Below are 19382 nucleotides of genomic sequence, written 5' to 3' on the forward strand. Positions count from 1 at the left end.
TTGTTGCTTCCGGGGTGGATCCGAACAATCGGTCCTCAATGAGCCACCCCTGTTTCCGGTGCCTCAGAAACAGCCAACAACAGCCAACAACAGCCAACAACAGCCATCACAGCCGAGAGAGAGAACACCATGAAAGCCACCTGGAACCGCATCATGCAGGCCCTGACGGGCCGCAAGTCCGCCCGCCTGGACGAAGCCGGCACTGCCGCGCCCGCAGCCGGGTCCGATGCTGCAACGCTGCCGGGCAACGCGCCCCGCCGCCAGCCCGTGGACTGGGCAGTCCTGCTGCCCACGGCACGTACCGTGCGCTGGCTGGCCATCGGCGCCGTGGTGGTGGCGGCAGGTCTGGTGGTGGTGCGCAACCCGCCCGTGCAGCACCTGGAGCAGGGCACGCTGGGCGTGCGCCTGAACCAGTTCACGGGCTCCGTCAGCCTGTGGCGCGATGGCAGCGTGTGGGTGGTGCCGGGCCTGCACACGGTGCGCGTGTTCTCCCTGCGCGACCAGAGCTACCGTCCGGAGGCCATGCGCCAGGCCAATGGCAGCGCACCCCTGCAGTCGGTCGAGGGCCTGTCCCTGGGTCTGGACCTGAACGTGCGCTATGCGCTTGATCCCGCATCGCCCGCCGTCAAGGCCGGCAACCTGCCTCTGGACATAGGCGGCGACATCGTGGAGCCCGCCGTGCAGGGCCTGGTCTACAAGGTGTTTGCGCGCTACACCGTGCGCGAAATCTTCTCGACCAAGCGCGCCGAGATCGCCCAGATCATGGAGACCGAACTGCGCACACGCCTGGCGGCCGACGGCGTCACGCTGCGCAGCATCCAGATCGGCAAGGTGGACCTGCCCGCCGAGTACCGCCGCGGCATGGACAGCCTGCTGGCCGAGGAGCTGGCCTCCGAGAAGATGCGCTACACGCTGGAGCTCAAGGACAAGCGCGTCAAGGAAACCGAGCTGGACGCCAATGCCGACAAGGTGCGCCGCGAAGTGGCCGCCGAAGCCGCCGCACGCGAGCAGGTGATTGCGGCGCGTGCCCAGGAAGAGGCCATGAAGCATGTGCTGCCCTTCAAGCAGCGCCAGATCGAGCAGCGCCAGCTGGAGGCCGAGGCCGAGCGCGTGGCCCGCGTGAAAGCTGCCGAGGGCAGCGCCCAGGCCCGCCGCATCGAGGCCAACGGCGAAGCCGATGCACGCCAGAAGCTGGCCGAGGCCGAGGCCTTCCGCATGGACCGCCTGGGCAAGGTCAACGCCGAGCAGATGGCGCGCGAAGGCACCCTGGTCACGCGCTACCCGCTGCTCATCCAGAAGACGCTGGCCGACAAGCTCTCGGACAAGATCCAGGTCATCATCGCGCCCCCGCCGACCAATGGCGACTTCATCGGCGCGGCCCTGCTGGGCGGCAGCCGCAATGCACAGGCCGGCGCAGCCTCCGTGGCGGCCGAAGATGCCAACGCAGCCGTTCAGGAGCAATAAGCCATGCTGACCGTATCGACCTTGGCCGCCGCAGCGCTGGCCACCGGCATGGGCAGCGCCATCGTGGTGCAGGACCAGGCCAGCCTGCGCGCCGCGCCGCGCGATGGCGCCCAGCAGCAGGCCAGCCTGTGGCAGGGCGAGGTGCTGGAGATCAGGGGCGAACGCCTGGACTACCTCCAGGTCTGGGACCACAAGCGCGAGCGCGGCGGCTTCATCCGCGCCGGCGATGTGCGCCGCGTGGCCATGACCGAGGCCGATGCCCCCGCCTTGCTGGCCGTGCTGCGCTTCGTGCAGGACACGCCCGGTGCCGAGGCGCTGGGCATCGGCCTGGCGGCGGCCTACCTGCAGGCCGCGCCCGCCAGGACCCTGGCTGGCGCCGAAGGCGCGCAGGCCTTCGACGCACTGGGCGGCTTTGCCGACCGGCTGGCGCGGCGCGCCTCCGCCGCTGCGCCCGGCAAGGCCTCGGGCGCCACGCTGTCGGCCCACCTGGATGTGGCCAACGGCTACGGCCTGCGCTTTGCGGCCTATGAGGTCGAAGGCCGCATGCAGGTCTGCTATGAAGGCGAATTCTTCCGCCGCGTGCTGGCCATGCCCGCCGCCGACGCGCCGCAGCGCGCCCGCGCCGCCCTGGCGCTGACACGGCCCGAATGCGTGGATCCCGATCTGCCGGCCCATGAGCGCGCCCGCATGCATGCCTGGCAGGCCGATGTGCTGGAGCGCGTGGACGTGACCGGCCTGCCGCCCTACCTGCGCGGCCGCGTGCAGATGCGCCGCGCCAGCGTGTGGGCGGCGCTGGCCTTTCAGCAGGCGCGCAAGAGCATGGCCGACCCTGCCGTGGCGGCATCGGCCGCCCGGGCGCTGGCCGAGTTCACGGGCGTCAGCAAGTCCGAGCTGCCCGATGAAGACCAGAGCGCCTACAACGACGCGGCCATGCGGGTGAGCGCCGTGCGCTGGGCGCTGTCGCCTGTTGCTGCTGCGGCTCCTGCTGCCGGAGCCCGCCCGACGCTGCTGACCGAGCCCGGTGCTGCCGGCGAAACCTGCGTGCTGCTGGTGGACGCCCAGCACGGCGCCAAGGCCCCGCTGCTGCGCCGCTGCACCTATGGCGTGGTGTGGGCTGCATCGGCCAGCACCAACCGCGAGGGCACGGCCGTGGCCCTGGCCGTGCAGCCGCTGGAAGGCTGGCGAGAACTGTGGGTGCTGCGCAAGACCGAAGGCGGCTGGCTGGCCGACGTGCTGCCCCCGGCCGCCACCGCCCCGGAGACCGGCGTGGCCGAATGGGCGGGCTGGGTGCCTGGCGGCCAGCTGATGCTGGTGGCGCGCGAGGCCCGTGGCCAGGGCCGCTACCGCAAGAGCTTCGAAGTGGTGCGGCTGGACGGCCTGGCCACCGAGCGCGTGACCGGCGATGTATCGGCCCTGCCGCTGTTCCAGCGCTGGCAGGACCCAGCCTGGAAGCGCCAGTCCCTGAGCCTGCGCTGAAGCAAAAAAAAGCCTGCACCGGTGGGGTGCAGGCTCGTCTCCAACGATGCCTGGAGCGTTGCCAGGCGACTCCTCTAGGAACTCCTTGTTCGCCTTCCAGCGGTGCTGGCCGGCGAATCCAAGCGGCGATTCTACGAGTGAAGCCGGGGCCGTGCGGCCGAGTCATCTGATAAATGATGTCTTATAGAGGACTGTGGTTGTGCAGTCGCCTGGGGGACAGGCTGGGGCGCGTCTGCAGGCAGCTCAAGTGATTGTTCTGCATAGGTATTTCCAATTTCCATGAAATTCTGAAAGTCGTGATGCCCTGCAAAGACCATGCATGCCGCTTTGGTTATCCGGGCCTGTGCGGTGGCGAGCCGGGTGGATGCGCATCAAGCTTGTGTAAGCCTGTCTTGCTATATCTTCAGGTTTCCCCAGCCTGCGGCGGCAGGCGGGCATCTCACCAGAAAACCCAGCGAACCGGAGACCACGATGACCCACATTTACGACCAGCATCTGGAGCGCAACAGCGCCAACCATGCGCCGCTCAGCCCCTTGGGCTTCATCGCCCGCACGGCCGAGGTCTATCCCGAGCGGCTGGCCGTGGTCCACGGCACGCTGCGCCGCAACTGGGGCGAGACCTATTCGCGCTGCCGCCAGCTGGCCAGCAGCCTGCACAAGGCGGGCGTGGGCAAGAACGACACCGTGGCCGTGATGCTGCCCAATACGCCGCCCATGGTGGAGGCGCATTTCGGCGTGCCCATGGCGGGGGCCGTGCTCAATGCGCTGAACACGCGGCTGGATGCGGAAACCATTGCCTTCATGCTGGACCACGGCGAGGCCAAGGTGCTGATCGTGGACCCGGAGTTCACGGGCGTGGTGGCCAAGGCGCTGAAGCTGCGCCAGCGCAGCGCGCCGCTGCTGGTGATCCAGGTCGAGGACGCACTGTACGGCCCAGCCGCCGAGCAGGTGGGCAGCCTGGACTACGACGATTTCGTGGCCGGTGGCGATGCCGGTTTCGACTGGCAGCTGCCTGCCGACGAGTGGGATGCCATCGCGCTGAACTACACCAGCGGCACCACGGGCAACCCCAAGGGCGTGGTCTACCACCACCGGGGTGCGGCCATCAATGCCATCAGCAATGTGCTGGAGTGGGACATGCCCAAGCACGCCGTCTACCTGTGGACCCTGCCCATGTTCCATTGCAACGGCTGGTGCTTTCCGTGGACAGTGGCGGCGCGCGCGGGCGTCAACGTCTGCCTGCGTCGGGTGGAGGCGCAGGCCATCTTCGACGCCATCCGCAACCACGGCGTCACGCATTACTGCGGCGCGCCCATCGTGCACGGCCTGCTGGTCAATGCGCCGGCCGCCATGAAGGAGGGCGTGCCCGCCGGAGTCAAGGCCATGGTGGCAGGCGCGGCGCCACCGGCGTCGATGATCGAGGGCATGGAGCAGCTGGGCTTCGACATCACCCATGTCTACGGCCTGACCGAGGTCTATGGCCCGGCCACGGTCTGCGCCAAGCACGCAGCCTGGGATGCGCTGGACATCGGCGAACGCGCGCGCCTCAATTCCCGCCAGGGCGTGCGCTACCACCTGCAGCGCTCGGCCAGCGTGCTCGATCCGGAGACCATGGAACCCGTGCCCCATGACGGCCAGACCATGGGCGAGATCATGTTCCAGGGCAACATCGCCATGAAGGGCTATCTGAAGAACCCGCAGGCCACGGACGAGGCCTTCCGCGGCGGCTGGTTCCACACGGGCGACCTGGCCGTGCAGCATCCGGACGGCTATATACAGATCAAGGACCGCAGCAAGGACATCATCATCTCGGGCGGGGAGAACATCTCGTCCATCGAGGTTGAGGACGTGCTCTACCGCCACCCGGCCGTGCTGGCCGCCGCCGTGGTGGCCAAGCCCGATCCCAAGTGGGGCGAGACGCCCTGCGCCTTCATCGAACTGAAGGCCGGCGCGCAGACCACGGCCGAAGACATCGTGGCCCACTGCAAGAAGCACCTGGCCGGCTACAAGGTGCCGCGCGCCGTGGTCTTTGGCGAGCTGCCCAAGACCAGCACGGGCAAGATCCAGAAGTTCGAGCTGCGCCGCCAGGCCGGATCGGTCCAGGCCATCACGGGCTGAGGGCCGGGCCGCAGCGCGGGCAGCGGCTCAGTGTCCGGCCGTCTTGGAAAACAGCTGGATGACCAGCACGCCCGCCACGATCAGGCCCATGCCCGCCAGCGCGGGCAGGTCCAGCGTCTGGCCCTGCCAGAGCCATCCGACCAGGGAGATCAGCACGATGCCCGCGCCGGACCAGATCGCATAGGCCACGCCCGTGGGCACGGTGCGCAGCGTCAGCGACAGGAAGTAGAAGGCCAGCGCGTAGCCCAGGACCGTGACCACGCTGGGCCACAGCCGCGTGAAGCCTTCGGACTGCTTGAGGCAGGACGTGGCCGCCACCTCGGCGACGATGGCCAGGCCCAGGTACAGGTAGTTGGACGCCATGCTCAGATGGCCGCGTAGCTGCCCGTGCCCTCGGGCCAGCGTGTGAGCACGTCGAAGCCCGTGTCGGTCACCACCACCATGTGCTCCCACTGGGCGGACAGCGACTTGTCGTTGGTGATCACCGTCCAGCCGTCGGCCAGTTCGCGCGTGGCCGCCTTGCCGGCGTTGAGCATGGGCTCGATGGTGAAGATCATGCCGGCCTCCAGCACCATGCCCTGGCCGGGCTGGCCGTAATGCAGCACCTGGGGGTCGTCGTGGTAGACCTTGCCGATGCCGTGGCCGCAGTACTCGCGCACCACGCTGAAGCGCTCGCGCTGGGCCACGGTCTGGATGGCATGGCCGATGTCGCCCAGCGTGGCGCCGGGGCGCACGGCGCGGATGCCGGCCAGCAGGGCCTCGTAGGTGGTCTCCACCAGGCGGCGCGCCTGGTTGGAGGGCTGGCCCACGTAGTACATGCGGCTGGTGTCGCCGATCCAGCCCTCGGGCGTGGTCACGGCCACATCGACATTGAGGATGTCGCCCTCGCGCAGGATCTGCCGGGCGTCGGGGATGCCGTGGCAGACCACGTGGTTGGGCGAGGTGCAGACCGTCTTCGGAAAGCCGTGGTAGCCCACATTGGTGGGCACGCAGCGCAGTTCATCGACGATGAAGTCATGGCAGAGCTTGTCCAGGTGCTCGGTGCTGACGCCCGGCTGCACGTAGGGCACCAGCATCTGCAGGACACGGGCGGCCAGGCCACCGGCCTTGCGTGATTGCCCGATATCGAGGGCATCGTGCAGCGGGACGCTGCGCAGCTTGGCGCCCCTCATTGCAGGCCTCCCGACAGGCGCACGGGGCGCGGGCGGCGTGCTGCCGTATCGGCGGGAGCCGGTGCCGCTTCGGGCTCGCCCAGCTTCAGCGTGGCCGCGGCCTCCTGCAGCAGCAGGGCGCAGATGCCTGCGTAGTCGAGATGGGGATGGTGTTCGGCCAGCTGGCCGACACGCAGCCAATGCTCGGCCTGGGCGTTGATGGATCGACCCAGGGCCGCGCTGGACAGGCGGATCTGGTCGTGCAATTGGTCGGATATTTTGACGATTCCCATGGGGTGGCGATCATACGGGGAATATACGTTTCGTATATTGACAATCGCAAATCGCGGGCCCGGCGGCGGGACATTCGTGCAGGCCTGCAGATGCAGGCCGTCATGTCGTCGGCAATACTGCGTGACGGACGGGGCGGATGCTCTTGTGTTGATAGCGCAATGATCACGTCCGGCTGGCCATCCGGCAGGGATGATGTTTTTCCTGCAGCGCGGTCCTGTACAAGACTGGGCCTTGCGCGATCGGCGGTCTTCTATCAGATATCTGTTGCAGATCTGGGGCTTACCCCTAGCAAGTCGCCTGCTACCCAAACTGACAAGAATCAAGACTGTCTGGAAGCGAATGTCCTGCAAGCCGGCGCATGGTGCGGCCGGCCGGGCCTTCCGGCAGGGAGCAGCAATGGGCAAGGAACAAGAAGCGGGTTCGGCAACGGGATCGGGCGGGGCGCGCATCGTCGTCGTGGGCGGTGGCGTGGCGGGGCTGGAGATTGCCACGGCGCTGGGCAAGGGACGCACGGACGCCATCGGCTCCGTGACCCTGGTGGACAGCGATTCGGCCCATGTCTGGAAGCCCATGCTGCACACCATTGCAGCCGGCACGCGCGACCTGGCCCAGCAGCAGACCACCTACCTGGCCCAGGCCAGCGACGCCAGCTTTGCCTATCAGCCCGGCGAAATGTGCGGCCTGGACCGCGAGGCGCGCGAGGTGCTGCTGGCCCCCATCGAGGCGCCCGATGGCCGCGAGATCGTGCCGGGCCGGCGCATTGCCTACGACCGGCTGGTGATCGCCGTGGGCAGCGGCGCCAATGATTTCGGCACGCCGGGCGTGGACGAGCACTGCTTCATGATCGACTCGCGCCGCAAGGCCGATGCCTTCAACAGCGAGATCCGCCTGCGCATGGTGCGCTGCATGACCAGCGGCGAGCAGCTGCGCGTGGCCATCGTGGGCGGCGGCGCCACGGGCGTGGAGCTGGCGGCCGAGCTGGTGCAGCTGGCCGAGAGCGCCCGCGCCTACGGCGCGCTGGGCGAGGCCGCGCGCTTCGGCATCGTGCTCATCGAGGCCGGGCCGCGCCTGCTGCCCGGCTTTCCTGAAGAGATTTCCGAAGCCACGCGCCTGCGGCTGCAGGCCCTGGGCGTTTCGGTGATCGTCAACGGCCGCGTGCAGTCGGCCAGCGAAGAGGGGTTCGTGCTGGCCAGCGGCGAGTTCGTCCCCGCAGGCCTGCGCGTCTGGGCAGCGGGCGTGAAGGCCCCGGCCTTCCTGGCGCAGCTGGGACTGGAGACCACGCAAGGCAACCAGCTCAAGGTCAACGGCCAGCTGCAGACCAGCGACCCCCATGTCTACGCCGTGGGGGATTGCGCCAGCTTCACCCTGCCCGGTGCCAGCGTGCCGCTGCCGCCCACCGCCCAGGTGGCGCACCAGCAGGCCCGCTATCTGGTGGAGACGCTGCCGCGCCTGCTGAAGGAGCCGGGTTTCCGCCCCGAAGGCTTTGCCTACCGCGACTTTGGCGCCCTGGTGTCATTGGCCCATTACGACGCCTATGGATCGCTGGGCAAATTCGGCCTGTTCAACGGCGGCGTGATCCGCGGGCGCATGGCCATGCTGAGCCACATCATGCTGTACCGCTCGCACCAGGCCCGCATCTACGGCTTTTGGCGCGGGGGGCTGCTGTGGCTGATCGATTTGATGAATTCGCGCCTGCGCCCGTCGATCCGGCTGGACTGAGCGGCCGGGCCCGGCATCAAAGCAGCCCCTCGATGGGCAGCCAGCCCAGCACGCGCAGCATCAGGCGCTTGAATGCACTACTGCCGGGCTCGGTGGTGGTGGTGAGTGGCTCAGGCGGCGTGCCGCTTTCCGTGGTCCAGCTCAGGCGGCCCTGTGCATCGATCTGCACGTGGTAGGCGGCGGACGGCAGGCTCTGGTCGAGCATGCGGCTCATCTGCGAAGCCATCTCGGGGCTGTCGATCAGCAGGCCCATTTCGGTGTTGAGGTGGGCCGAGCGCGGGTCGAAGTTGAACGAGCCCACGAAGATGCGCTCGCCATCGACCGCAAAAGTCTTCGCATGCAGGCTGGAGCCCGAGCTGCCGGGGCGGCTGCCAGAACCCACGCCCGCCTTCCCGCCCGACTTCCCGCCCGAGGACGCGGCGGGCGACGGTAGCCCCTGCCGGGGTGTGCCTGCATCGGCGGTGGGCGTGTCCGGCTCGCCGATCTGGCGGCGCAGTTCGTACAGCTGCACGCCTTCCTCGATCAGCGGGCGCCGGTACCGGGCATAGCCGGCGTGGACCACGGCCACGTCGGTCGCCTCCAGGCTGTTGGTGAGCACGCGCACGGCAATGCCCTGGCGGCGCAGGCCGGCCAGGGCGCGCACACCGGCCTCGGTGGGCACGAAGTAGGGCGAGACCAGGTCCAGCTGGCGCTGCGGCTGGCCGATGGCGGGTGCCAGCTGCGTGATCAGCAGCCCCTGCCTGGGCACCTGGCCCAGCACCTTGGCCGGGTCGTCGCTGACCAGGGTGGCGCGGGCCCAGCGCAGCGGCAGGCGGCCGGCCAGCAGCTCTTGCGTGAACGGGCTTTGCGCCACGGCGCGCACATAGGCCTGGGCCTCGGGGCGCTGCACCTCGGTGGCCAGGGCCTCGCTGGCACGCGCCACCGCATAGTCGGGCAGCGGCGGCAGCAGGCTGGCCACGGGGTAGGCCGAGGCGCTGGCCCAGTACTGGTCGAACGAGTGCGCGATATCGGCCACCACCGGCCCCATGGCGACCACGTCCAGGTCGGCGAACAGCACGCCGTCGGTGGCCGCGAAGTACTCGTCGCCGATGTTGCGTCCACCCACGATGCTGGCCTGGCTGTCGGCCGTGAAGCTCTTGTTGTGCATGCGCCGCTGCGTGCGCGAGAAATCCGTCACATAGCCCAGCGCCTTGGGCGTGCGCTGCGCAAAGGGGTTGAACAGCCGTACCTCGATCTGCGGATGCCGGTCCAGCGCGCTGAGCTGCGTGTCCAGCCCCGCCGTGCCGCCGTCGTCCAACAGCAGGCGCACGCGCACGCCCCGGTCGGCGGCCTGGCGCAGTTCGTCGAGCAGCAGGTGGCCCGTGGTGTCGTCACGCCAGATGTAGTACTGCACATCCAGCGTGCGCTGGGCCACGCGGGCCAGCAGTGCACGCGCCGCGTAGGCGTTGCGTGCATCGGAAAGCGCGTGGATGCCGGTAAGCCCCGGATGCTGGTCCAGCAGCGGTGCCAGCGCCTGGCCCAGCAGCGTGGCCTGGGCGGCCTCGGGCGGCAGCGCCGTGGATTCGCTGCGGCCGGCCAGCGGTGGCAGGCTGCAGCCTGCCAGCAGCAGGGCCAGGACGAGCGCCTGGGTGGTGGCAAGGGCGCGGCGCAGCAGGGGCATGGGGCGTTCGGTGTTTGCGGTGGTCAGTGCAGCCAGCGGAGGAACAGCTGGATCACCGTGGCATTGACGATGTCGACGAAGAAGGCGCCCACCATCGGCACGATGAGGAAGGCCTTGTGCGAGGGGCCGTACTGGTTGGTGATGGCCTGCATGTTGGCCACGGCCGTGGGCGTGGCACCCATGCCGAAACCGCAGTGGCCGGCGGCCAGCACGGCCGCATCGTAGTTGCTGCCCATGATGCGGAAGGTCACCAGCGCGGCATACAGGCCCATCACCAGGGTCTGGGCCGCCAGGATCACCATCAGCGGCGCCGCCAGCCCCGCCAGCTCCCACAGCTTGAGCGACAGCAGGGCCATGGCCAGGTAGATGGACAGCGAGGCATTGCCGAAGACGTCGATGGCCCGGTCGAATACCTGGAAGTGAAAGACATAGTCCAGCGTATTGCGGATCACGACGCCGCCTGCCAGCGCCCAGACGAAGGTGGGCAGGGAGAACAGGGTGCCGGCGGTGAACTGCGCCATGAACTCGGCAAAGCCCAGGCAGCCTGCGAACAGGGCCAGTGTTTCTATGGCCGCGCTGGTGGTGATCAGGCGCGTCTGCTCGGGGTTCTCGAAGCCGCCGTGGCTTGCACTTTCGCCCAGCGGGGGCTGTTTTTCGGGGGCGGCTGCAGGGTCGTGCACGGCAAGCCTGCGGCGCGTGATCAGGGCCTTGGCCAGCGGGCCGCCGATCAGGCCGCCGATCACCAGTCCGAAGGTGGCACAGGCAATGCCCAGCGTGACGGCGCCCTGGATACCGTATTCGCGCTCGAAAACCTGGCCCCAGGCGCCTGCCGTGCCATGGCCGCCCGTCAGGGTGACGGAGCCTGCGATCAGCCCGAACAGCGGGTCGAGCCCGAGCATCGTGGCCAGGCTCACGCCCACCAGGTCCTGCAGGCCGATGAAGACGGCGACCACGGCCAGGAACAGCAGCAGCGAACGGCCGCCTTCGCGCAGCTTGGCGAAATTGGCGCTCAGCCCGATGGAGGAGAAAAACACCAGCATGAAGGCCATCTGCAGCTCGCTGCTGAAGCTGAAGGTGTAGCCCAGGGTCTGGTTGAGCACGAACAGGGCGACGGCGACGACCAGACCGCCGGCCACGGGCTCGGGGATGTTGAATTCGCGCAGCAGGCGCAGGTGCTGCACCAGCCATTTGCCCAGCAAAAGGACGAGGGCGGCGAAGATCAGGGTGTAGTAGGCGCTGAAAGTCAGGTGCATGGCTTCCGTGTTCTGGTGGGCGGGGCAAGGCAGCTCACCATACGATAGGCGGCATGCCGGGTGGCGATGTCAGGATAGCCACTGATTCCGAGGCCTGCTGAAAGTGCCCTTCGGTCGTGCCCTGTGTCAGTGCCCTGTCAGCTGGCTACAGGGCCGGGCCGCCTGTCCTCGACGGTGAAGCGGGCCAGCGTGTAGATGCGGCTGTCGGCGCGCATGGGGTTGGCCACGGCACGCAGCTCGCTGGTCCAGCGTTCGGGCGTGATGTCTGCCAGGCCATAGCCGCGTTCCTCGCAGCGTGCGTACAGCACCTGCGGGTTGTGGGCGACGATGGCATCGACCTTGGCCTGTGTGGTGCCGCTGCGCGAGGTGATCGAGGTGCTGCAGAACTCGCTGGCCACGATGGGGTTGCGCCGTTCGGGCGCGGCCTCGGGATCGGCATGCACGGCGCAGACGTAGTTCTGGTGCAGGTCGCCGCCCAGCAGCACGCTGTTGCGCGGCGTGGGCTGGGCGCCCGGCGTGAGGTGGCGCACCAGGCGCTGGCGCGCGGCCGGGTAGCCGTCCCAGCTGTCCGTGGCCTGCGATCCCGAGGGCGGCCGGTGCGCCGACAGCAGGGTGGGCTGGGCCAGGATGCTCCAGCGCGGCCCCTCGCTGCCCTGGTGGCGTGCGTCCTCGGCCAGTTGGCGGTACAGCCACTGCTCCTGCGTCCAGCCCAGGAAGCTGCGCGCCGTATCCGACAGGGCCGCACATTGCGCAGGGCGCACGCTGCCCTTGTCTGCCTCGCCCTCGATGCGGCAGGCCTGGGCGCTGCGGTACTGGCGGCCGTCCAGCAGATGCAGCCGGGCCAGCCGGCCCCATTGCAGGCTGCGGTACAGCTGCAGGCCGCCGCCGCCATGCGATGCCCCGGCGCCCGTCAGCGCGCTGGCACGCAGCGGCATGTTTTCGTAGAAGGCCTGCCAGGCGGCCATGCGCCGGGCCAGGAAACGCGCGGCATCGCCCTGGCCCTGGTCGCCCGCGTAGTTGTTCTCCACCTCATGGTCGTCCCAGCCCACGGACCAGTTGCACAGGGCGTGCGCGGCCTGCAGCAGCGGGTCGCTCTTGTGCAGGGCGTAGCGGTCGCGGTAGTCCTGCAGGGTCTGCGCGGCGCGCAGGTTGTGCGTGCGGGCCAGGCCCAGCGTCATGGCGGGCGTGGCGTATTCGTAGATGTAGTCGCCCAGGAAGATCACCAGGTCCGGCGCATCCTGCACCACCTGGCGCCAGGCCGCGTAGTAGCCGTGCTCCCAGCGCTGGCAGGAGGCATAGGCCAGGCGCAGGCGCTGCGGCATGCTGCCGGGGGCGGGCGCCGTGCGGCAGCGGCCCGTGCCGCTGACCGCCTGTCCCAGCATGAAGCGGTAGTGGTACCAGCGGTCGGGCGCCAGTCCTCCCACCTGAACATGCACGCCGTGGCCCCATTCGGGCTGGGCCATGGCCTCGCCGCTGCGCACGATCTGGCGGAACAGCGGGTCGTGCGCCAGCTCCCAGCGGATCTTGAGCGCAGGCATGGCCGTGGTGTCGGTCTCGCCCAGCTGGGCCAGCGGTGGCGTCAGCCGCGTCCACAGCAGCACGTTGTCGGGTTCGGGGTCGCCGCTGGCCACGCCCAGCGTGAAGGGGTTGTGCGCAGGCCGCTCGCCCAGCCGGGCCCAGGCAGGCAACTGGCCCAGCGCCGTGGCCAGGCCCGAGCCGACCAGAAACTGGCGCCGCGGTGCAGGGACGGAGGCGCTGAAGGGCAGGTGCATGGCGGTTCGGGGCAGGTGGCGCAAAAAAGCGGGGAAAGACGGGGCGTGGCCTTGGGTGGATCAAAGGCCGGCGCCTGCATTTCCAACTGGCTGCCATTGTGCGCCTGATGCCGTGGCAATGCAGTGCTTGCCGCGCTCCTTGGCCTGCAGCATGGCGGTGTCGGCGCGGCGCAGCACGTCCATGCCGTTTTCGTGGCTTTGCAACTGGGCCACGCCCGCGCTGAAGCTCAGGGGCCGGGGTGCGGGCTGGCCTGGGGTCTGCGCAGATGCGGGCAAAGGCGCCTGCTCCAGCAGCTGCAGAAGGCGCTGCAGCGCCTGGGCGCCCGCCGTCTCCGGGGTCTGCGGCAGCAGCAGCACGAAGGCCTGGCCTTCATAGCGGCCCACCACGTCTTCCGGGCGCAGCCCTTGGCGCGCCAACTGGGCCACATGCACCAGCGCGGCATCGCCCATGGCATGCCCCAGCTCGGCATTGAGGGCCTGCATGCCGTCCATGTCGACCAGGGCAACGCTCAGCGGCTGGCCATGGCGCTGTGCGCGTGCCACCTCGCGGTCCAGTGCCTCGCTCACGCCCAGGCGGTTGAGCTGGCCGGTCAGCGGGTCGTGGCGTGCGCGGCGCGCGGCCTCGTCCAGCTCCTGCTGCAGTGTTTCGATGCGGGCCTCGCAGGCATCGACATGGGCGCGCAGCGCCTGCAGCTCCTCCTGGGCCACGCGGCTGCCGGCGGCCATGGTGCGCGTGGCCTCCAGCACCTGCTGCAGCAGCGGGGCTGCGTCTTCCAGGCGCTGGATGCCGTCCAGCTGGCGTGCCGCCTCTTCCATGCGGGCGCCCAGCGTTTCGTTGCTGCTCGTGATCTGCGCCAGGTGCTGGACGAAGCCGCCCAGCATGTCCCTGAGCGCCTGCTGCGCGGCGGCCATGCCGTCCTGCAGCTGCAGGCGCCGGTGGATCACGGTCTGCAGCTCGCGCCGTGCATCGGCCAGGGGCGCGGGCGACAGCGGCGGGGTGATGGCCTGCTCGATGGCCGTGAGCTGCTGCACCAGCCAGCTGCCATGCGTGGGGTCCTGGGCCAGGTGCTGCACCAGGGTCTGCAGCAACTCCTGCATCAACTGCAGGACCTGAAGCTGGTCGGCGATGGCGAACGACAGCTGGTAGTGCTGGTCGTGCAGGCGCCGCGCCAGGGCCTTGGCATCCACGGGCGGCGATTGCAGCTGCTCCATCAGCTGCTGGTGCAGTTGCCGGGTTTTGGTGTCCTGGGTGTCCAGCAGCGTGGACAAGGCCTCGAAGCGCCGCGCCAACTGCTGGGTCAGGTCGTCGGGCAGGGCCTGAACGGGCGGCGGCACGGGCAGCTCCACGGGCCGGGCCTCATGGGCGGGCGGCTGCAGGGCCGCGTTGGCATAGGCGGTGATGACCTGCTGCAGCCCTTGCCAGTCGCTGCGCTCTATGGCGGCGCCCAACTGGTCGCGCAGGCGCTTCTGTCCGGGCGTCTGCGCTGGCAAAAGCGCATGGACATGGCGCAGCGGGCCCTGGGGAAAGCTGGCGGGGCCGGGCTCGCCGGCCGCCTGTTCATAAAGGCGGGTGTAGTTTTCCGGGGTGGGCGGCAGGCGGTTCAGCGCCAGTTGCCGCAGGGTTTCGCGTGCCAGTTCGGAAGCGGAGCGCTCGGCCATGGGTGGGCAGTTGTTTCAGAATGCAATGCCCTCCAGTGTGGCATGGCCAGCGCCCGGTTCACTGCTCGTTGACCATCACCAGCTTGCCCTGCACCTGGCGCGATCCCATGCGCGCATAGGCGGCGTGCAGCTCGGCCATGGGCATGGTGCGGTCGATCACGGGCTTGATCTTTCCCTGGCCGTACCACTGTGCCAGCTCCTGCATCATGGCCGCATTGGCCTTGGGCTCGCGCCGGGAGAACTCGCCCCAGAAGACGCCCACCAGCGATGCGCCCTTGAGCAGCGGCAGGTTCAGCGGCAGGGCAGGAATCGGGCCTGCGGCAAAGCCCACGATCAGATAGCGGCCGCGCCAGGCGATGGAGCGGAAGGCCGGCTCGGCGAAGTCGCCGCCCACGGGGTCGTAGACCACGTCGGGGCCCTTGCCGTCGGTGGCTTGCTTGATGGCGGCGCGCAGATCGCCCTGGCTGTAGTTGATGGTGGCGTCGGCGCCCTGTGCCTTGCACAGCGCGCACTTTTCGTCGGTGGAGGCCGCTGCGATCACACGCGCACCCGCCGCCTTGGCGATCTGGATGGCGGCCGTGCCCACGCCGCCCGCCGCGCCCAGCACCAGCACGGTCTCGCCCGCGCGCAGCTGGCCGCGGTCGATCAGCGCATGGTGCGAGGTGGCATAGGTCATGATGAAGGCCGCAGCATCGACAAAGCTGAAACCGTCTGGCAGCGGCATGCACAGCGCGGCCGGCGCCAGCGTATGGGTGCCGAAGCCACCCGTGCCCGACAGGCAGGCCACGCGCTGGCCCACGGCCAGGTGGCTCACGCCCTCACCCACGGCCTGGACCACGCCCGCGTATTCCGAGCCCGGCACGAACGGCAGCTCAGGCTTCATTTGGTACTTGTTCTGCACGATCAGCAGATCGGGAAAGTTCAGGCTGGCCGCCTTCACTTCGAGCAGTACCTGCCCAGGGCCCGGCGTGGGCGTGGGCAGCTGCGTCCACTGCAGTTGATCGACGCCTGTGGGCGTGGTGCAAAGCCAAGCGTGCATGGTGGTTGTCTCCTGTGATTGAATGCCTGGCCGATGATAGGAGTGTGGTGGGAATGCCTCCTGTCCCTCGGGCGACGAGACGCCCGCCTACAATCGCCCGCAATCCCTGCTGTATCCATGAAGATTCTCATTTGTAACGACGACGGCTACCAGGCGCCCGGCATCCAGGCCCTGTACGAGGCGCTGCGCACGGTGGCAGACGTCGAGGTGGTGGCACCGGAGCACAACAACAGTGCCAAGTCCAACGCCCTGACGCTGAACGCGCCGCTGTATGTGCACCAGGCCCACAACGGCTTTCGCTATGTCAATGGCACGCCTGCGGACTGCGTGCACATCGCCCTGACCGGCCTGCTGGGCTACCGGCCCGACCTGGTGGTCTCCGGCATCAACAACGGCGCCAACATGGGCGACGACACCATCTATTCCGGCACCGTGGGCGCCGCCATGGAAGGCTTTCTGTTCGGCATTCCCTCCATTGCCTTCTCGCAGGTGGACAAGGGCTGGTCCGAGATCGAGGCCGCTGCCGCCGCCGCGCGCCAGCTGGTCATGGACATGCAATCGCAGGAACTGATCGGCCTGTCGCCCTGGCTGCTCAACGTGAACATTCCCAACATGCCCTTGTCCGCGCTCAAGCCCCTCAAGCTGTGCCGGCTGGGCCGCCGCCATGCGGCCGAACGCGTCATCACCCAGGAGAGCCCGCGCGGCGAAATGATGTACTGGATAGGCAGCGCAGGCGCGGCCAAGGATGACTCGGAGGGCACGGACTTCCACGCCACGGCGCACGGCCATGTGTCCGTCACGCCGCTGAAGGTGGACCTGACCGACCACGACAACCTGGGCTACTGGGCACAGACGGCGGCCAGGCTGGCGTCGGCCGGCCAGGGCGTGCAGGCAGCCCAGGGCGGGGCGGTGCAACCGTGAGCGAGCGCCGTCCCGGAGTTCCCTCGTGGGTGGCGCGCTCGGTGCAGACCCCTGCGCCGGCCTCGCGCGCGGCGCCTGCGCGCTCTGCGCTGGCGCCGGCCGGTGCCCGTGTCCCGCAACAGCCTTCGGGCATCGGCCTGGACTCGGCCGCCGTGCGCGCCCGCATGGTGCAGCGGCTGGCTGCCACCGGCATACAGTCGCCGGCCGTGCTGGCCGCCATGGGATCGGTGGAGCGCCACCGCTTTGTGGACAGCGCCCTGGTCAACCAGGCCTATGAAGACACCAGCCTGCCCATTGGCCTGGGCCAGACGATCTCCAAGCCCAGCGTGGTCGCCCGCATGACCGAGCTGCTGCTGGGTTCGGAAGCCGCGAAGTCGGGCCTGGGCCGCGTGCTGGAAATCGGCACGGGCTGCGGCTATCAGGCGGCGGTGCTGGCGCGCGTGGCACGCGAGGTCTATTCGATCGAGCGCCTGCGCGGCCTGCACGAGAAGGCACGCAGCAACCTGCGTCCCTGGCGGCTGACCAATGTCCATCTGATCTTTGGAGATGGCATGGAAGGCTATGGCAGCGGCGCGCCGTATGCGGGCATCATCTCGGCCGCTGGCGGCGAGAGCATGCCCTCGGCCTGGTGCGACCAGCTGGCCGTGGGCGGGCGGCTTGTCGCCCCCATGGTGGTTACGGGTGGTAAGCAGGCACTGCTGGTGATTGACAAGAGTTCACACGGGTTTACGCAGTCGATTTTGGAGGCCGTGAACTTTGTCCCCCTAAAATCGGGCATCGCCTAGAAGGGAATAACTTATGTTGGTATCGCGAAGTCTTGGGGCTTGGGGAACGGTGGTGCTGGCCGGCATGGTTCTGGCAGGCTGCACATCCCAAGTGAACAGGGCTCCCGTGGAGGACCGTGGAACGACCACCACCTCCTCCACCTCTTCCTCGCCATCGGCAGCCGTCAAGCCGCTGCCCGGCGTCGAAAACGCCGGCAAGCCCGGCTACTACACGATCAAGCCCGGTGACACGCTGATCCGCATCGGCCTGGAAACCGGCCAGAGCTGGAAGGACATCGCGCGCTGGAACAATCTGGAGAACCCCAACCTGATCGAAGTCGGTCAGGTGGTGCGCGTCGTGCCGCCGACCAGCTCGGACAGCGTCGGCACGCGCCCGTCGTCCACTGCCTCCTCCACGCCCAGCGGCTCGCCCGTGGTGGCAACGCCGCTGCCACCCGTGGCATCGTCGGGCGGCTCCACGGCAACGCCTGCACCCGCACCGACCCCGGCACCCGCCCCTGCACCCGCAGCCGGCAAGGGCGCCGACGATGTGGACTTCATCTGGCCTGCATCGGGCAGCCTGATCGCCGGTTTTGACGAGGCGCGCAACAAGGGTTACGACATCGCAGGCAAGGCCGGCGATCCCGTGATGGCCGCTGCCGATGGCCGCGTGGTCTATGCCGGCGCCGGCCTGCGTGGCTATGGCAACCTGATCATCCTCAAGCACAACAACACCTACCTCACGGCCTACGCGCACAACCAGACGCTGCTGGTCAAGGAAGACCAGACCGTGCGCAAGGGCCAGAAGATCGCCGAGATGGGCAGCACCGACGCGGACCGCGTGAAGCTGCACTTCGAGGTGCGTCGCCAGGGCAAGCCTGTCGATCCTTCGCGCTACCTGCCTTCTCGCTGATGAGCCGCAGCACCAGGCAAACCGGACAAGCCCCTGCCCCGCAGGGGCTTGTTTCTTCTGCGCCCGGCGAATCGCCGTGGGAGCCGGTCGAGGACGAGGCCGAAGGCGGCGAGGTCGAGGCCGGCGCAGCCGAGCTGCGCGAGATCACCGTGCCGCCGGCCCAGCACGGCCTGCGCGCCGACAAGGTGCTGGCCGAATGCGTGGCCGAGTTCTCCCGCAGCTATCTGCAGCAACTGCTGGCGCAGGGCGCGGTCACGCTCAATGGGCGTGTGCTGGTCAAGCCGGCCACCAAGGTGGCCGCCGGCGACCGGATGGTGCTGGAGATGCGGCCCACGCAGCAGAGCATGGCCTTCCAGCCCGAAGACATGGCGCTGGACGTGGTGTATGAGGACGAGCACCTGCTGGTCGTCAACAAGCCGGCTGGCCTGGTCGTGCACCCGGCTCCGGGCAATTGGACTGGAACCCTGCTCAACGGCCTGCTGGGGCGCGACCCCAAGGCGCGGGAGGTGCCGCGCGCCGGCATCGTCCACCGCCTGGACAAGGACACCAGCGGGCTCATGGTGGTGGCACGCAGCCGCGCCGCCATGGACGCGCTGGTGGCCATGATCGCCGCGCGCGATGTCAGCCGCCAGTACCTGGCGCTGGCCCACAAGGCCTGGGGCCCGCGCAAGCGCCGCGAGGTCGATGCGCCCATCGGCCGCGACCCGCGCAATCGCCTGCGCATGGCCGTGGTCGACCTGGCGCAGCATGCAGGCAAGACCGCGCGCACCGACATCGACCTGCTGGCCGGCAACGAGGAAGTCAGTCTGGTGCGCTGCACGCTGCACACGGGCCGCACCCACCAGATCCGCGTGCACATGGCATCGCTGGGCCACCCGCTGGTGGCTGATGCCGTCTACGGCGGCAAGGAGGCTGGCGGCATGGCGCGCCAGGCGCTGCACGCCTTCCGGCTGGCCTTCACCCATCCCATGACAGGCCAGGCCCTGGTGCTGCGCGCGCCGCTGCCGCCCGATATGGCACAGGCGCTGGAAAATTGGGGGCTGAGCTACAATCCCGCCGAAAGCCTCTGACCATCTCTCGCATGGCATCCGTGGAGCGCTTGCTTCCTCTTCTTTGATTCGGCGCACCCTGGCTGCCACCTCTGGTGGCACGCGCGCCTTTGTTCCCGAGACGCTGAGC

General features: G+C 68.9%; 16 protein-coding genes. 8 read left to right on the plus strand and 8 right to left on the minus strand.

Going from position 1 to position 19382, the window contains the following annotated elements; translation table 11 throughout:
* The first annotated feature begins 129 nt into the window (after nucleotides 1-129).
* The 3 genes from DELCS14_RS07875 (at nucleotide 130) to DELCS14_RS07885 (ending at nucleotide 5058) form a co-directional block, all read left to right on the plus strand.
* Nucleotides 130-1464 carry an SPFH domain-containing protein gene (locus DELCS14_RS07875; RefSeq protein ID WP_013801155.1) on the plus strand — a complete coding sequence of 445 codons (1335 nt, stop codon included), beginning with the start codon at nucleotides 130-132 and terminating at the stop codon, nucleotides 1462-1464.
* 3 nt (nucleotides 1465-1467) lie between these two features.
* A complete protein-coding gene (locus DELCS14_RS07880; RefSeq protein WP_013801156.1) occupies nucleotides 1468-2940 on the plus strand; it encodes a hypothetical protein in 1473 nt (490 codons plus the stop codon).
* Between the two features lie 471 nt (nucleotides 2941-3411).
* A complete protein-coding gene (locus DELCS14_RS07885; RefSeq protein ID WP_013801157.1) occupies nucleotides 3412-5058 on the plus strand; it encodes an acyl-CoA synthetase in 1647 nt (548 codons plus the stop codon).
* Nucleotides 5059-5085: 27 nt separating this feature from the next.
* Here DELCS14_RS07885 and DELCS14_RS07890 read toward each other — a convergent pair whose 3' ends face one another.
* Genes DELCS14_RS07890 through DELCS14_RS07900 form a run of 3 tightly spaced genes read right to left on the minus strand, consistent with a single transcriptional unit; the run spans nucleotide 5086 to nucleotide 6502 of the window.
* Nucleotides 5086-5421, minus strand: a complete 336-nt coding sequence (locus DELCS14_RS07890; protein ID WP_012206837.1) for an SMR family transporter — start codon at nucleotides 5419-5421, stop codon at nucleotides 5086-5088.
* A 2-nt stretch (nucleotides 5422-5423) separates the two neighbouring features.
* Nucleotides 5424-6230, minus strand: a complete 807-nt coding sequence (map, locus tag DELCS14_RS07895; RefSeq protein ID WP_013801158.1) for a type I methionyl aminopeptidase — start codon at nucleotides 6228-6230, stop codon at nucleotides 5424-5426.
* Nucleotides 6227-6502, minus strand: a complete 276-nt coding sequence (locus tag DELCS14_RS07900; RefSeq protein ID WP_012206835.1) for a ParD-like family protein — start codon at nucleotides 6500-6502, stop codon at nucleotides 6227-6229. Before DELCS14_RS07900 ends, map begins: the two co-directional genes overlap by 4 nt.
* A gap of 397 nt (nucleotides 6503-6899) precedes the next feature.
* On the opposite strand from DELCS14_RS07900, the gene DELCS14_RS07905 reads away from it, so the two are divergent.
* Entirely contained in the window at nucleotides 6900-8222 is a 1323-nt protein-coding gene (locus tag DELCS14_RS07905) for an FAD-dependent oxidoreductase (protein WP_013801159.1), read from the plus strand.
* Nucleotides 8223-8238: 16 nt separating this feature from the next.
* On the opposite strand, the gene DELCS14_RS07910 is transcribed toward DELCS14_RS07905, so the two are convergent.
* The 5 genes from DELCS14_RS07910 to DELCS14_RS07930 all read right to left on the minus strand — a co-directional run bounded on the left by DELCS14_RS07910 (nucleotide 8239) and on the right by DELCS14_RS07930 (nucleotide 15605).
* Nucleotides 8239-9882, minus strand: a complete 1644-nt coding sequence (locus DELCS14_RS07910) for a phospholipase D family protein (RefSeq protein ID WP_013801160.1) — start codon at nucleotides 9880-9882, stop codon at nucleotides 8239-8241.
* 23 nt (nucleotides 9883-9905) lie between these two features.
* Entirely contained in the window at nucleotides 9906-11135 is a 1230-nt protein-coding gene (gltS, locus tag DELCS14_RS07915) for a sodium/glutamate symporter (RefSeq protein WP_013801161.1), read from the minus strand.
* A gap of 137 nt (nucleotides 11136-11272) precedes the next feature.
* Entirely contained in the window at nucleotides 11273-12907 is a 1635-nt protein-coding gene (locus DELCS14_RS07920) for an alkaline phosphatase D family protein (RefSeq protein ID WP_013801162.1), read from the minus strand.
* A gap of 60 nt (nucleotides 12908-12967) precedes the next feature.
* Nucleotides 12968-14566: a GGDEF domain-containing protein gene (locus tag DELCS14_RS07925; RefSeq protein WP_013801163.1), complete on the minus strand. Its 1599-nt coding sequence runs from the start codon at nucleotides 14564-14566 to the stop codon at nucleotides 12968-12970.
* 58 nt (nucleotides 14567-14624) lie between these two features.
* Complete coding sequence (locus DELCS14_RS07930; RefSeq protein ID WP_013801164.1) at nucleotides 14625-15605, minus strand: NADPH:quinone oxidoreductase family protein; 981 nt, start codon at nucleotides 15603-15605, stop codon at nucleotides 14625-14627.
* Between the two features lie 117 nt (nucleotides 15606-15722).
* Between DELCS14_RS07930 and surE the strand changes: the two genes are divergently transcribed.
* From surE to DELCS14_RS07950, 4 genes are read left to right on the plus strand one after another with little or no spacing between them, the layout of a single operon-like run.
* Nucleotides 15723-16526, plus strand: a complete 804-nt coding sequence (surE, locus tag DELCS14_RS07935; RefSeq protein ID WP_013801165.1) for a 5'/3'-nucleotidase SurE — start codon at nucleotides 15723-15725, stop codon at nucleotides 16524-16526.
* The gene (locus tag DELCS14_RS07940; protein ID WP_013801166.1) at nucleotides 16523-17311 is read left to right on the plus strand and encodes a protein-L-isoaspartate(D-aspartate) O-methyltransferase; all 789 of its coding nucleotides are present in this window, start codon (nucleotides 16523-16525) and stop codon (nucleotides 17309-17311) included. The genes surE and DELCS14_RS07940 overlap by 4 nt, the downstream gene beginning before the upstream one ends.
* Before the next feature lie 13 nt (nucleotides 17312-17324).
* Complete coding sequence (locus DELCS14_RS07945) at nucleotides 17325-18203, plus strand: peptidoglycan DD-metalloendopeptidase family protein (RefSeq protein WP_012206826.1); 879 nt, start codon at nucleotides 17325-17327, stop codon at nucleotides 18201-18203.
* The gene (locus DELCS14_RS07950) at nucleotides 18203-19273 is read left to right on the plus strand and encodes an RluA family pseudouridine synthase (RefSeq protein WP_013801167.1); all 1071 of its coding nucleotides are present in this window, start codon (nucleotides 18203-18205) and stop codon (nucleotides 19271-19273) included. Before DELCS14_RS07945 ends, DELCS14_RS07950 begins: the two co-directional genes overlap by 1 nt.
* Nucleotides 19274-19382: the final 109 nt, after the last annotated feature.

The organism is Delftia sp. Cs1-4 (assembly GCF_000214395.1).
In the GTDB taxonomy this organism is placed as follows: Bacteria; Pseudomonadota; Gammaproteobacteria; order Burkholderiales; family Burkholderiaceae_C; genus Comamonas; species Comamonas acidovorans.

What these genes read in the sequence shown, in the direction of transcription:
- DELCS14_RS07885 (WP_013801157.1), top strand. Translation starts at nt 3,412, where the DNA reads ATGACCCACATTTACGACCAGCATCTGGAGCGCAACAGCGCCAACCAT.
- DELCS14_RS07945 (WP_012206826.1), top strand. Translation starts at nt 17,325, where the DNA reads ATGTTGGTATCGCGAAGTCTTGGGGCTTGGGGAACGGTGGTGCTGGCC.
- DELCS14_RS07930 (WP_013801164.1), bottom strand. Translation starts at nt 15,605, where the DNA reads ATGCACGCTTGGCTTTGCACCACGCCCACAGGCGTCGATCAACTGCAG.
- map (WP_013801158.1), bottom strand. Translation starts at nt 6,230, where the DNA reads ATGAGGGGCGCCAAGCTGCGCAGCGTCCCGCTGCACGATGCCCTCGAT.
- gltS (WP_013801161.1), bottom strand. Translation starts at nt 11,135, where the DNA reads ATGCACCTGACTTTCAGCGCCTACTACACCCTGATCTTCGCCGCCCTC.
- DELCS14_RS07890 (WP_012206837.1), bottom strand. Translation starts at nt 5,421, where the DNA reads ATGGCGTCCAACTACCTGTACCTGGGCCTGGCCATCGTCGCCGAGGTG.
- DELCS14_RS07910 (WP_013801160.1), bottom strand. Translation starts at nt 9,882, where the DNA reads ATGCCCCTGCTGCGCCGCGCCCTTGCCACCACCCAGGCGCTCGTCCTG.
- DELCS14_RS07950 (WP_013801167.1), top strand. Translation starts at nt 18,203, where the DNA reads ATGAGCCGCAGCACCAGGCAAACCGGACAAGCCCCTGCCCCGCAGGGG.
- DELCS14_RS07875 (WP_013801155.1), top strand. Translation starts at nt 130, where the DNA reads ATGAAAGCCACCTGGAACCGCATCATGCAGGCCCTGACGGGCCGCAAG.
- DELCS14_RS07880 (WP_013801156.1), top strand. Translation starts at nt 1,468, where the DNA reads ATGCTGACCGTATCGACCTTGGCCGCCGCAGCGCTGGCCACCGGCATG.
- DELCS14_RS07925 (WP_013801163.1), bottom strand. Translation starts at nt 14,566, where the DNA reads ATGGCCGAGCGCTCCGCTTCCGAACTGGCACGCGAAACCCTGCGGCAA.
- DELCS14_RS07920 (WP_013801162.1), bottom strand. Translation starts at nt 12,907, where the DNA reads ATGCACCTGCCCTTCAGCGCCTCCGTCCCTGCACCGCGGCGCCAGTTT.
- surE (WP_013801165.1), top strand. Translation starts at nt 15,723, where the DNA reads ATGAAGATTCTCATTTGTAACGACGACGGCTACCAGGCGCCCGGCATC.
- DELCS14_RS07905 (WP_013801159.1), top strand. Translation starts at nt 6,900, where the DNA reads ATGGGCAAGGAACAAGAAGCGGGTTCGGCAACGGGATCGGGCGGGGCG.
- DELCS14_RS07900 (WP_012206835.1), bottom strand. Translation starts at nt 6,502, where the DNA reads ATGGGAATCGTCAAAATATCCGACCAATTGCACGACCAGATCCGCCTG.